Below are 12155 nucleotides of genomic sequence, written 5' to 3'. Positions count from 1 at the left end.
TCATTCGCAGTGACGGTGCTGACTCTGTTTCCCGAGATGTTTCCGGGGTCGCTCGGCCATTCGCTGGCTGGCAAGGCCCTTGAACGGGGCACTTGGTCGCTCGATGTACAGGACATCCGCGATCACGGGCTCGGGAAACACCGGACGGTGGACGACACGCCCTCGGGCGGCGGCCCCGGCATGGTGATGCGGCCGGACGTGCTGGCCGCCGCGATCGACGCGGCGCTGGCGAAGCCGGGCAGGACGGATCGACCGCTGGTCTATCTGTCGCCGCGCGGCCAGGTCTTCGACCAGGCCATGGCGCGGCGCTGGGTGGAAGCCGGCGGTGTCACGCTGGTGTGCGGCCGGTTCGAAGGCGTCGACGAGCGGGTGCTCGAGGCGCGGCAGGTTGAAGAGGTGAGCCTCGGCGATTTCGTGCTGTCCGGGGGCGAACCGGCGGCGATCGTCATGCTCGACGCGGTGGTGCGGTTGCTCCCCGGTGTCGTCGGCGACGAGGCGGTGCTGAACGAGGAGAGTTTCGCGGACGGGTTGCTGGAGTACCCCCAGTACACCAAGCCGCAGAACTGGGAAGAAAGAGAGATCCCCGCGGTCTTGCTTTCCGGCCATCATGCCGAAATTGCGGCTTGGCGGAAAAGGAAGGCTGAGGATATAACGCGGTCACGCCGGCCCGACCTATGGGCGCGGTACGTGGCCGAGAAGAACAACAAGAGCGGCTAAGGACAGGTGCAATGAACATTATCGAACAGCTCAACCAGGAACAGGTTGCCAAGCTGACCGAAGGGAAGACGATCCCCGATTTCGCTCCCGGCGATACGGTCCGCGTCAACGTGCGCGTGGTGGAAGGCAACCGCGAGCGTGTGCAGGCCTTCGAAGGCGTGTGCATCGGGCGCAAGAATGACGGTCTCAACTCGTCGTTCACGATCCGCAAGATCTCCTACGGCGAAGGCGTGGAACGCGTGTTCCCGCTGTACTCGCCGCGCCTCGACAGCATCGAACTGGTCCGCCGTGGCCAGGTTCGCCGCGCGAAGCTCTATTATCTGCGTGGCCGCACCGGCAAGTCGGCGCGTATCGTGGAAAAGAAGGATTACGGCCGCACCAAGAAGGTAGCGGGCGCGTCCCAGGAATAAGACGGCGGGAGACCTGCGGCATGAGCGGACCTAAGACGCTCTACGACAAGATTTGGGATAACCACCTGGTGCATCAGGCGGAGGACGGCACCTGTGTCCTCTACATCGATCGCCACCTGGTTCACGAGGTGACCAGCCCGCAGGCCTTCGAGGGTCTGCGCATGGCGGGGCGCAAGGTGCATCGTCCGGAGGCCACGCTCGCCGTGCCGGACCATAACGTGCCCACCCTCGGCCGTGCGAACGGCATCGACGATCCCGAATCGCGCACGCAGGTCCAGACGCTGGAGAACAACGCCAAGGAATTTGGCGTGACCTACTACGGCATGGACGACATCCGTCAGGGCGTGGTCCATGTCATCGGTCCCGAACAGGGCTTCACCCTGCCGGGCACGACCATCGTCTGCGGCGATTCGCACACCGCGACCCACGGCGCTTTCGGGTCGCTGGCGTTCGGCATCGGCACCTCCGAGGTCGAGCACGTGCTGGCCACCCAGACGCTGATCCAGAAGCGCTCGAAGAACATGCGCGTCACCGTCACCGGCACGCTGCCGGTCGGGGTGACCGCCAAGGACGTGGTGCTGGCGATCATCGGTCGTCTGGGCACGGCCGGCGGCACGGGCTATGTCATCGAATTCGCCGGTCCGGTCATCGAGGCGCTGACCATGGAAGGCCGCATGACGGTCTGCAACATGGCCATCGAGGCAGGCGCCCGCGCCGGCCTGATCGCGGCCGACGAAAAGACCTTCGAGTATTTCAAGGGCCGTCCGCTGGCCCCCAAGGGCGCCGCCTGGGAAATGGCCGTCGCCGCCTGGAGCGACCTCAAGACCGATCCGGGCGCCAAGTTCGACGCCGAGATCGTGCTCGACGGCAACGAGATCATCCCGCAGGTCACCTGGGGCACCAGCCCGCAGGACGTGCTGCCGATCACCGGCAGCGTGCCCTCGCCGGAGGATTACGCCGAAGACAACCGCCGGCACGCCGCCGAGCGCGCGCTGGAATACATGGGACTGACGGCCCGTACGCCGCTGAATCAGGTCCAGATCGACCGCGTGTTCATCGGCTCGTGCACCAATGGCCGGATCGAGGACATGCGCGCCGCCGCCGCCATCGCCAAGGGGCGCAAGGTGGCCGCGAACGTGACCAGCGCCATGGTGGTGCCGGGCTCCGGTCTGGTGAAGGAGCAGGCGGAAGCCGAAGGCCTCGACAAAATCTTCGTCGAAGCCGGCTTCGAATGGCGCGAGCCGGGCTGTTCCATGTGCCTGGCCATGAACGCCGACCGGCTGGAGCCGGGCGAGCGCTGCGCGTCGACCTCGAACCGCAACTTCGAAGGCCGCCAGGGCCGTGGCGGACGGACTCATCTGATGAGCCCTGCCATGGCCGCCGCCGCCGCCATCGCCGGCCATCTGGTCGACGTGCGCGAGTTCCAATAGTCTTTCGCATCGACCACCGGGTGAAGAAGGGGAGACCGACACCATGGCGCTGATCAGTGACGAACTCTGGGCCGCAACGCTCCGCCGTGCCATCGAACTGGCGAAGGAACATGCCTCGCCGTCCGAGAAGGAGCGGATGGAGAAGCTGCACGTGCTCGGCATCGCCGACGATTTCGAGGGCAAGAAGGGCGAGTACGGCATCATCAAGGTGCTGAACGGCTAGCCCCGACGCTTCCGCCCCCGGGCGGAGGTCGGGAACGACCATCTGACAGGGGGCCGGTCAACCGGCCCTCTTTGGTATTGAGGAAAGAGACTCATGGAAAAGTTCACCAAGCTCACCGGCGTGGCGGCCCCGCTGCCTCTGATCAATGTCGATACGGACATGATCATCCCGAAGCAGTACCTGAAGGTGATTTCCCGTGAAGGTCTCGGCCGCGGCCTGTTCGATGAGATGCGTTTCAACCAGGACGGAACCGAAAAGCCCGATTTCGTGCTGAACCAGCCGGCCTATCGCGAGGCGAAGATTCTGGTCGCGGGCGAGAACTTCGGCTGCGGCTCGTCGCGTGAGCACGCGCCGTGGGCGATCCTGGACTTCGGCATCACCTGCGTCATCGCGCCCAGCTTCGCCGACATTTTCTACAACAATTGCTTCAAGAACGGCATCCTGCCGATCGTGTTGCCGCAGGCCGACGTGGACAAGCTGATGGACGACGCCGAGCGCGGCGCCAACGCCATTGTCAGCATCGACCTTGAAGGCCAGGAGATCACCGGGCCGGACGGCGGCAAGATCAAGTTCGACATCGATCCCTTCCGCAAGCATTGCCTGCTGAACGGCCTCGACGACATCGGCCTGACGTTGGAGAAGAAGACCAACATCGACAGCTTCGAAGCCAAGCAGCAGGCTTCCCAGCCCTGGCTTTACAGCGCCGCCGTCTAAGGGAGTAGACCACATGGCCACCAATCGCAGCCTTCTGATCCTGCCGGGCGACGGTATTGGCGCCGAAGCCATGGCGCAGGTCCGCCGCATCATTGCCTGGCTGGAGAAGAACCGCTCGCTCAGCTTCGACCTCGACGAGGACTTGGTCGGCGGCTGCAGCATCGACGCGCATGGCGTGCCGGTCACCGACGCGGTGATGGACAAGGCCTTCAAGGCTGACGCGGTGCTGCTGGGCGCCGTGGGCGGCCCGAAATGGGACAATATCGACTTCTCGATCAAGCCGGAGCGCGGCCTGCTGCGCCTGCGCAAGGATCTGGAACTGTTCGCCAATCTGCGCCCGGCCGTGTGCTTCGACGCGCTCGCCGACGCCTCCTCGCTGAAGCGCGACGTGGTCGCCGGTCTCGACATCCTGATCGTGCGCGAGCTGACCGGCGGCGTCTATTTCGGCGAGCCGCGCGGCATCACCAGCCTGCCCAACGGCCAGCGCCGCGGCGTCAATACCCAGGTCTACGACACCGAGGAAATCCGCCGCGTCGTGCGCGTTGCCTTCGATATCGCCAAGGCACGCCCGAACGGCAAGGTGACCAGCTCGGAAAAGGCCAATGTGATGGAATCGGGCATCCTGTGGCGCGAGGAAGCGCAGTGGGTGCATGACAACGAGTATGCCGACATCGATCTGCAGCACATGTACGCGGACAACTGCGCCATGCAGCTGGTGCGCAATCCCAAGCAGTTCGACGTGATCGTCACCGACAATCTGTTCGGCGACGTGCTGTCCGACATCGCCGCCATGCTGACCGGCTCGCTGGGCATGCTGCCGTCGGCCTCGCTGGGCGCCGCCGACGCCAACGGCAAGCGCCGGGCCATGTACGAGCCCGTGCACGGCAGCGCCCCGGACATCGCGGGCCAGAACCTGGCCAATCCGATCGCCACCATCCTGAGCTTCGCCATGGCGCTGCGCTACTCGTTCGATCTGGGCGCCGATGCCGATCTGGTCGAAGGCGCGGTGCAGGACGTGCTCGCCGCCGGCTACCGGACGGGCGACATCATGCAGCCGGGGATGACCAAGACGTCGACCACCGGCATGGGCGACGCCATTCTGGCCGCGCTCGACAAGCGCGCCGCCTAAGCGCCGAGGAGACACGAGATGGGTTACAAGGTTGCCGTCGTCGGCGCGACCGGTGTGGTCGGCCGCGAAATGCTGCAGATTCTGGCCGAGCGCCAGTTTCCGATCTCTGAAGTCGTCGCGCTGGCCTCGCGCCGCTCGCAGGGCAAGGAAGTGTCCTTCGGCGACACCAAGATCCTGAAGTGCCAGACGCTGGAGAATTACGACTTCACCGGCACCGATATCGCCCTGTTCGCGGCCGGGTCCACCGTGGCCAAGGAATGGGGGCCGAAGGTCGCCGCCGCGGGCTGCGTCGTCATCGACAACAGCTCGTTCTACCGCATGGATCCGGACGTGCCGCTGATCGTGCCGGAGGTGAATCCGGACGCCATCGACGGCTTTACCGCCAAGAACATCATCGCCAACCCGAACTGCTCGACCGCGCAGCTCGTGGTGGCGTTGAAGCCGCTGCACGACATGGCCAAGATCAAGCGCGTCGTCGTCTCGACCTATCAGTCGGTGTCCGGCGCGGGCAATGAAGCCATGGACGAGCTGTTCACCCAGACCCGTGCCATCTTCGTCAACGATCCGATCAAGAAGGAACGCTTCACCAAGCAGATCGCGTTCAACGTGATCCCGCACATCGACGTGTTCCTCGACGACGGCTCGACCAAGGAAGAATGGAAGATGTCGGCCGAGACCAACAAGATTCTCGACCCAAACATCAAGCTGACCGCCACCTGCGTGCGCGTGCCGGTGTTCGTCGGCCATTCGGAGTCCGTCAACATCGAGTTCGAGAACCCGATCGACGAAAACCGCGCCCGCGACGTGCTGCGCGAATCGCCCGGCATCATGGTGGTCGACCAGCGCGAGGACGAGGGCTACATCACGCCGCTGGAGTGTGTCGGCGACTATGCCACCTTCATCAGCCGCATCCGCAAGGACCCGACGGTGCCGCACGGCCTGAACCTGTGGTGCGTGTCCGACAATCTGCGCAAGGGCGCGGCGCTGAACGCCGTCCAGATCGCCGAACTGCTTGGCCGCCGGCACCTCAAAAAGGGCGACTGAACCGCGGCCAGCCACGGCATTGAGGGCGCGCTCCGACCGGAGCGCGCCTTTTTTCATGGGGCCAGCCATGGTCCCCGGCCTGCGTTCGTCAAAGTTCCCGGGAACCTTCTTCATCCCCCGGCGTATGCACTGAGAGCCAATACGGTCCGAAGGGCCGCGCAGCCGCATGCGGCCGACTTCCCGGGGATGAGATGTCCGATTCACTTTCAGCGACCGGCGCGCCCTATTGCGGCATCGCGCCGCTGCCCGCCACGCTCGCCGACCGGTGGAACCTGGACCCGGTGCTGCTGGCCGTGATGGCGCTCGGGGCCGCACTTTATCTGGCCTGCTCACGATCGCCCCGCGAACGCGCCGCGTTTCTGGCGGCGCTTCTCGTGCTGTTCGCCGCGTTCATTTCCCCTCTGTGCGCGCTGACCTCGGCCCTGTTTTCGGTCCGCGCCGCCCATCATCTGCTGCTCGTCGCGGTGGCGGCGCCGCTTCTCGCCCTCGCGGCGCCGGCGTTCGGGCGCGGCCTCGGCATGACCGCCGCTCTGGTCCTGAGCACGGCCGTCTACTGGGTGTGGCACGTACCCGCGGTGTACGAGGCGGCGCTGGCCAGCACGACGCTATACTGGGTTCTTCAGGTGGCGCTGATCGGATCGGCCGCCGCGTTCTGGACGCAGGCCTTTCGTCCCGACGCGCCGCTCGCCGATCTGGTCATCGGCCTGCTCGCCGCCATGACGCAGATGGGGCTGCTGGGGGCGTTGCTGACCTTCGCGCCGTCGCCGCTCTACACGCCTCATTTCGGCGCCACCGGTCCCTGGGGGCTGACCGCGCTGGAGGACCAGCAACTCGCGGGCCTGCTCATGTGGGTCGTCAGCATTCCGGTCTATATCGGCGCGATCCTCCTGCTGGCGGGACGCCGGCTGGGGTCCCTTCTCAAGGAACAATCCGCCTGATGCTGGTGCTCAAGGCGGTGCATATTGCCGGCCTGCTGGTCTGGTGCGCGGGTCTGCTCTATCTGCCCGGCCTGCTGCTGGCGCATCGCAGCGCCTGGGACCCGCAATCCTTCGGCCGTGTCCGCATGGCCGTGCGCATGGGGTACATGGGGCTGGCGTCGCCGGCGGCGTTCCTCGCCGTGGGGGCGGGCTCGGCTCTCGTCTTCGTGGCGGATGCGCTGCATCCCTGGATGTTCGTGAAGCTGATGGCCGTGGGGGTGCTGGTGATCGCGCATATCCAGGTAGGCCACCTGATCGCGCATCTCGCCGATCCTGATCACGCGCCGCCGCACCGGCGGATCATCGTGATCTGGTGCCTCGTCGGCGGCGCCATTCTGTCGATCCTGTGGCTGGTCCTGGCGAAACCGGAATTCTCTATCGAGCGCCTGCCGGTCTGGATGCGGGAGCCTGGTCTTCTCGATCCGCCTCGCCCTCTTCCCCGATCATGATGCCGATCTGATGCTCGAACACCAGTTTACCGCCCTGCCAGCCCGCGAGCCCGACGAAGATCAGGCCGCCCAGCGACAGCACGACGCCCCAGGGCAGGATGGCCGCCTCGGCGCCGATCAGGCGAATGCCCCAGTTGGTGCCGATGGTGGCCAGCAGCATCATGGCGGCCACCGCATGGGTCCAGCTTTCCGGGCGGCGGCGGATACCGCGTCCTGCCAGCAATTCCGCGGTACCGGCGAAACCCGCGAGCACGCCCATGCCAAAACCCCAGCCGCTGGTCCACAGGCTGACGCGGGCAAAGAACGGATCGGCCGTCAGCCAGTAGAGGATGTCGCCGCCCAGCGTCGCCGCGACCAGCGCGATGGGGAAGGTGACCATCATGGCGTGAAGGGGATGACCGGCGAGGGCGATCCTGGAGCTGACGTCCAGATGCCGCGATTCATTGTGTTTGACCATGTCCAGCCAACGCGGGCGATCCCGTGGGGTTCCCCATGGCTCGCCGTGGCGGCGCTGGGCCTTGGCGGTTGCGCGGGTCCGCTGTCCACGCTGGACCCGGCGGGGCCGGCCGCGCGCGACGTCGCGGAAATCTGGTGGGTCATGTTCGCCGGTGCTCTCGTCATCCTTGCCGGCGTGATGGGTGCTGTGCTGGTCTCGCTCCGTCGGGGCGGGCGCGACGTGCCGAAGAACCTGATGCTGGTCGGGGGCGGGCTGGTGTTTCCCGTCCTCGTCATGGGGCTTCTGCTGGGCTGGGCGCTGTTCCGGGGCGAACATCTGCTGGCGCGTGGCGCGAACCAGATGCCGGTGATTCATGCCCATGCGGTGCGATTCGGCTGGGAATTCCGCTACCCGGACGCGGGCCTGACGACGCTCAACGTCCTGCATGTCCCGGCCGGCCAGCCGTTCCAGGTGAGGGTGACGAGCGCGGACGTCATCCACGCCTTCTGGGTGCCCCGGCTGGGCGGCAAGATCGACGCGGTTCCGGGCAAGACCAACCGTATCGTGCTCGCCGCCGATGCGCCCGGCACCTATGCCGGACTGTGCGCCGAATATTGCGGGGTGGGACACGCGCACATGAATTTCCTCGTGCGCGCCCACGCGGCCGGCGACTACGACGCGGCGCTGGCTGCCTCGGGCGCCGCCGCCGCGCCGCCTCTGGTGTTCCATGACGACAGGCCGCCGCCTGTCTCGCGGCAGATCAGGGCCGCCTACGAGAATGTCCTGCGCTGGCTGGGAGTGGCGCCATGATGAAGGACACGCACAGGCAGGCGCTGCGGCTGCACCGTCTGCTCCAGCCGCTGTGGGATGCGCCGCCGGGCCGATTCGGGTTCCTCGCCGACGTCAATCACTCGGTGATCGGCAAGCGGTTCATGGTCACGGCGCTGGTCTATTTCCTGATCGGCGGCGTCCTCGCCATGCTGATCCGCGCGCAGCTTGCCGGTCCGCATACCCAGTTCCTCGACGCGGCGAGCTACAGCCAGGTCTTCACCATGCACGGCACGGTGATGATGTTCCTGTTCGCCATTCCGCTGATCGAGGGCTTTACCATCTACATGCTGCCCAAGCTGCTGGGGACGCGGGATCTCGCGTTCCCGCGCCTCGGCGCCTTCGGCTACTGGTGCTATCTGTTCGGCGGGCTGCTGCTGATCATCGGCATGCTGGCGGGCGTGGCGCCCGACAGCGGCTGGTTCATGTACACGCCGCTGTCGTCCAAGCCGTTCTCGCCCGGGATCAATTCGGATCTGTGGCTGATCGGGGTCACCTTCGTCGAGGTGTCGGCCGTCTGCGCCGCGATCGAGTTCATGGTCACCGTGCTGAAGGTGCGGGCGGGAGGCATGTCGCTGGCCCGCATGCCGCTGCTGTGCTGGTACCTCTGGGTCACGGCCGCCATGATGCTGGTGGGCTTTCCGCCGCTGATCCTGGGCAGCATATTGCTGGAGCTGGAGCGGGCGTTCGGGCTGCCGTTCTTCGACCCGACGCGCGGCGGCGATCCGCTGCTGTGGCAGCATCTGTTCTGGCTGTTCGGCCATCCCGAGGTCTACATCATCTTCCTGCCCGCGGCGGGCGTGATCTCGACCATCATTCCGGTGTTCGCGGGACGGCCGATCATCGGTTACGGCTGGATCGTCGGCGCGTTGATCGCGCAGGCGTTCATCAGCTTCGGGCTGTGGGTGCATCACATGTTCACCACGGGCATTCCGCATCTGTCGCTGGCGTTCTTCTCGGCGGCGAGCCTGCTGGTCGTGGTGCCGACGGCGGTCCAGGTCTTCGCGTGGCTGGCGACCCTGCTGTCCGGAAGGCCGCGGCTGACCTTGCCCATGCTGTATGTGCTCGGCTTCTTCTTCACCTTCGTGGCCGGCGGGCTGACCGGGGTGATGGTGGCGGTGGTGCCGTTCGACTGGCAGGCGCACGACACCCATTTCATCGTCGCGCACCTCCATTATGTGCTGATCGGCGGTTTCGTGTTTCCGGCCATGGCGGGTATCTATTACTGGCTGCCGCACATCACCGGCCGGCGCTCGGACACCGGGCTGGGGAAAACCGCCTTCTGGGTGGTGTTCACCGGCTTCCATGCCGGCTTCCTGCTGATGCATTTGACCGGGCTGCTGGGCATGCCGCGCCGGGTCTATACCTATCCGGGCGGGCTGGGCTGGGATACGCTCAACCTGATTTCGTCGATCGGCGGCTTCGTGATGGCGATCGGCTTCGCCATGGTGCTGATCGACCTGGTGCTGCAATGGCGTTTCGCGCCTCACGCGAAGAAGAACCCGTGGCGCGCGGGAACGCTGGAGTGGGCGATGGCGATCCCGCCGACGACTTACAACATCGCCAGCATTCCGAAAATCGAGCACCGCGATCCGCTGCATCACGATCCGTCGCTGCCTGCCGCGCTTGCCGCTGGCGCGGGATATCTCGCCGGGGCACCGCGCAACCGGCGCGAGACATTGTGCGTCGATCCGGTGACGGGACAGCCGGACCAGGTTCTGGTCCTGCCCGGTCCCTCCTATCTGCCGCTGGTCGCGGCGCTGGCGACGGGGCTGTTCTTCGTCGCGTTCCTGTTCAAGCTCTACTGGCTCTCGGCCATCGGCGCGGTGGCGGTGCTGGCGCTCAGCCTGATCTGGATGTGGCGCTCGGGATTGCGCGAGGACCCCGAGCCCATCGATATCGGCTTCGGCGAACATGTCCTGCCTCACGCGGCCAGCGACCGTTCGACGGCGTGGTGGGCGATGGTGTTCACGCTGACGGTGGATGCCGCGTTCTTCGCGGCGCTGGTGTTCGGCTATCTGTTCCTGTGGCTGATCGCGCCGAACTGGCCGCCGCCGCGTCTGGTCGATCCCGGCCTGGGCGTGCCTGCCGCGACCACGCTCGCCCTGTCGGTCGCCGTCCTCGCGGCGCGGCGGGCGCGGGCCTGCAACGCGCGCGGGTCGGCGGCGGGACGCGAGGCGGCGCTGCTGGCCGCCGCCATAGCCGGTGTGCTCGCCATGGCCGGGTTCCTCGCGGTGCCCTTCTGGCTGGCGCCGCCGCCGACCGAGCATGCCTATGGCGCGGTCGTGGCGGTGCTGGCGGGCTATGGCGCTTTTCATGCGCTGATCGCCGCCATCGCCTCGGCCTACAGCTTCCTGCGCAGCCGGGCGGGGTTCATGTCGGCCATGCGGGCCATCGACGCCGTCAACCAGGACATGTTCTGGCGGTACGCCGCCCTGACCGGCCTGGTAATTCTGGTGCTGGTCCACGGGTTGCCGCGATGGGCCGGCGCATGATCAAGGGTGCCCAGCCGGCCGAGACGCTCGGCCTGATCGCCGGGTTCGGCATCTGGAGTTCGGCGTTCATCGCCTTCTATGGCCTGCATGGCGCGCTGTGCGCGGCGGGCGGCGCGCCGTTCGCGCGGGGCGGCATGATCGCGGTGCTGGCGCTGCACCTGATCGCCCACGGGCTGCTGGTCTGGTGGTTTGCGCGCCGCGTGCGAGGAGCGTCGGGCGGTGCGGTGTTCATCCGGCGGGTCTCGCTGGTTCTCGCCGTCGCGGCGGCCGGCGCCACCCTGTGGACGGGTGTCCCGGCGGTGCTGCTCAAGGTCTGCGCCTAGAAGGTGCGGCCCGCGCGGAAATTGAACTTTACCACGGGTGCGAACCGCCTCTAGGTTGGCGCCACCAAAACCATCCGTCAGCAGGAGAGTCTCCCATGGCCGCCACTTTCCGTCCTCGCCGCAGCGTGCTTTACATGCCGGGCTCCAACGCTCGCGCGCAGGAAAAGGCCAAGAGCATTCCGGCCGACGCAATCATTCTCGATCTCGAGGACGCCGTGGCGCCGGACGCCAAGGCCGCCGCGCGCGAGACCGTGTGCAATTCGGTGATCGGTGGCGGCTATGGCGGCCGCGAGATGATCATCCGCTGCAACGGCCTGGACACGCCCTGGGGCGTCGAGGACGTGAAGGCGGCCTGCGCGGCGCAGCCCGACGCGATCCTGATCCCGAAGGTCGAATCGGCCGAGATGGTGCATGAGCTGGAAAGCCTGATGGACGCCAGCGGCGCGCTCGCCACCACGGCGATCTGGTGCATGATCGAAACGCCGCGCGGCGTGCTGCGGGTGCAGGAGATCGCCGCGGCCTCCTCTCGCGTCGCCGCGCTGGTGATGGGCACGTCCGATCTGGTGAAGGACGTGCATGCCCGCCACACGCCGCTGCGCCTGCCCATGCTGACCAGCCTGTCGCTGTGCATCCTGGCGGCTCGCGCGGAAGGCCTCGCCATCCTCGACGGCGTCTATCTGGACCTTCAGGACGCGGGCGGCTTCCGCGATGCCTGCGTGCAGGGCCTGGAATTCGGCTTCGACGGCAAGACGCTGATCCATCCGTCGCAGGTCGATCCTTGCAACGAGGTCTACGCGCCCGACGCCGCCGAGGTCGATCTGTCGCGCCGGATCATCGAAGCCTTCGCCGAAGCCGAGAAGGAAGGCAAGGGCGTCGTGGTCGTCGACGGCAAGCTGGTCGAGAATCTTCACGTGGAGAACGCCAAGCGCGTGGTCGCGCTGGCCGAGGCGATCCACAACCTCCAGGAAGCGAGCGCCTGA

General features: G+C 66.6%; 14 protein-coding genes. 13 read left to right on the top strand and 1 reads right to left on the bottom strand.

What is annotated here, in order from left to right; translation table 11 throughout:
* Positions 1 to 9 precede the first annotated feature (9 nt).
* The 9 genes from trmD (at position 10) to WJU17_RS10265 (ending at position 7093) form a co-directional block, all read left to right on the top strand.
* Positions 10 to 717: a tRNA (guanosine(37)-N1)-methyltransferase TrmD gene (gene trmD / locus WJU17_RS10305; RefSeq protein ID WP_346327238.1), complete on the top strand. Its 708-nt coding sequence runs from the start codon at positions 10 to 12 to the stop codon at positions 715 to 717.
* Between the two features lie 11 nt (positions 718 to 728).
* A complete protein-coding gene (gene rplS, locus WJU17_RS10300; protein ID WP_346327237.1) occupies positions 729 to 1127 on the top strand; it encodes a 50S ribosomal protein L19 in 399 nt (132 codons plus the stop codon).
* A gap of 20 nt (positions 1128 to 1147) precedes the next feature.
* The gene (gene leuC / locus WJU17_RS10295) at positions 1148 to 2557 is read left to right on the top strand and encodes a 3-isopropylmalate dehydratase large subunit (protein WP_346327236.1); all 1410 of its coding nucleotides are present in this window, start codon (positions 1148 to 1150) and stop codon (positions 2555 to 2557) included.
* 43 nt (positions 2558 to 2600) lie between these two features.
* The gene (locus WJU17_RS10290; RefSeq protein ID WP_346327235.1) at positions 2601 to 2780 is read left to right on the top strand and encodes a hypothetical protein; all 180 of its coding nucleotides are present in this window, start codon (positions 2601 to 2603) and stop codon (positions 2778 to 2780) included.
* A 93-nt stretch (positions 2781 to 2873) separates the two neighbouring features.
* Positions 2874 to 3494 (top strand): 3-isopropylmalate dehydratase small subunit, encoded by a 621-nt coding sequence (leuD, locus tag WJU17_RS10285; RefSeq protein WP_346327234.1) that lies wholly within the window; start codon positions 2874 to 2876, stop codon positions 3492 to 3494.
* A 13-nt stretch (positions 3495 to 3507) separates the two neighbouring features.
* Positions 3508 to 4623 (top strand): 3-isopropylmalate dehydrogenase, encoded by a 1116-nt coding sequence (leuB, locus tag WJU17_RS10280; protein WP_346327233.1) that lies wholly within the window; start codon positions 3508 to 3510, stop codon positions 4621 to 4623.
* Between the two features lie 18 nt (positions 4624 to 4641).
* On the top strand, positions 4642 to 5667 hold the full coding sequence (locus WJU17_RS10275; RefSeq protein WP_346327232.1) for an aspartate-semialdehyde dehydrogenase: 1026 nt from the start codon (positions 4642 to 4644) through the stop codon (positions 5665 to 5667).
* A 191-nt stretch (positions 5668 to 5858) separates the two neighbouring features.
* Positions 5859 to 6605 (top strand): cytochrome c oxidase assembly protein, encoded by a 747-nt coding sequence (locus WJU17_RS10270; RefSeq protein ID WP_346327231.1) that lies wholly within the window; start codon positions 5859 to 5861, stop codon positions 6603 to 6605.
* Positions 6605 to 7093: a CopD family protein gene (locus WJU17_RS10265; protein WP_346327230.1), complete on the top strand. Its 489-nt coding sequence runs from the start codon at positions 6605 to 6607 to the stop codon at positions 7091 to 7093. The genes WJU17_RS10270 and WJU17_RS10265 overlap by 1 nt, the downstream gene beginning before the upstream one ends.
* Here the strand turns inward: WJU17_RS10265 and WJU17_RS10260 are convergent.
* Entirely contained in the window at positions 7020 to 7550 is a 531-nt protein-coding gene (locus WJU17_RS10260) for a DUF2231 domain-containing protein (protein WP_346327229.1), read from the bottom strand. The two genes, WJU17_RS10265 and WJU17_RS10260, sit on opposite strands and share 74 nt — an antisense overlap.
* Here WJU17_RS10260 and coxB point away from each other — a divergent pair.
* From coxB to WJU17_RS10240, 4 genes are all read left to right on the top strand, one after another.
* A complete protein-coding gene (gene coxB, locus WJU17_RS10255; protein WP_346327228.1) occupies positions 7524 to 8339 on the top strand; it encodes a cytochrome c oxidase subunit II in 816 nt (271 codons plus the stop codon). The genes WJU17_RS10260 and coxB overlap by 27 nt on opposite strands.
* Positions 8336 to 10852, top strand: coding sequence for a cytochrome c oxidase subunit I (gene ctaD / locus WJU17_RS10250; RefSeq protein ID WP_346327227.1), 2517 nt, complete (start codon positions 8336 to 8338; stop codon positions 10850 to 10852). The genes coxB and ctaD overlap by 4 nt, the downstream gene beginning before the upstream one ends.
* On the top strand, positions 10849 to 11175 hold the full coding sequence (locus tag WJU17_RS10245; protein WP_346327226.1) for a hypothetical protein: 327 nt from the start codon (positions 10849 to 10851) through the stop codon (positions 11173 to 11175). Before ctaD ends, WJU17_RS10245 begins: the two co-directional genes overlap by 4 nt.
* A gap of 95 nt (positions 11176 to 11270) precedes the next feature.
* Positions 11271 to 12155 (top strand): CoA ester lyase, encoded by an 885-nt coding sequence (locus WJU17_RS10240; protein WP_346327225.1) that lies wholly within the window; start codon positions 11271 to 11273, stop codon positions 12153 to 12155.

The sequence above is a fragment of the Iodidimonas sp. SYSU 1G8 genome (genome assembly GCF_039655775.1).
Lineage (GTDB): Bacteria > Pseudomonadota > Alphaproteobacteria > SMXS01 > SMXS01 > RI-34.
Note: the sequence above shows the minus strand (reverse complement) of the source record. Positions and strands in the feature narration are given on the sequence as shown.